Below are 239 nucleotides of genomic sequence, written 5' to 3'. Positions count from 1 at the left end.
GCTCCCGTCCCGCCCGCGTTATTCAGGGGGGTCCCCTTCTCGCCTCTTGCGTGCGGCAACAGACTGTGACTTCCTGTCTACATGAAATCAAGCGACCCGCACCCCTGGGCCGTCGGCGAGGTCGCCGCGCGGTTCGACCTGCCGCCGAACGTGCTGCGGCACTGGGTGACCGTCGGACTGCTCCGGCCGCCCCGCCTCCCGCCGGGGCGGGGTCTGGTCGGCGAGGGCGAGGACGGGGG

General features: G+C 72.4%; 1 protein-coding gene. It reads left to right on the top strand.

Annotated features, from left to right (window positions below; genetic code table 11):
- Window positions 1-81: 81 nt before the first annotated feature.
- The coding region (locus KVS71_RS18620) for a MerR family DNA-binding transcriptional regulator (protein ID WP_217585278.1) at window positions 82-239 on the top strand (158 nt) is incomplete at its 3' end.

It is taken from the genome of Microbacterium sp. GbtcB4, from assembly GCF_019091465.1.
GTDB lineage: Bacteria > Actinomycetota > Actinomycetes > Actinomycetales > Microbacteriaceae > Microbacterium > Microbacterium paraoxydans.
Note: the sequence above shows the minus strand (reverse complement) of the source record. Positions and strands in the feature narration are given on the sequence as shown.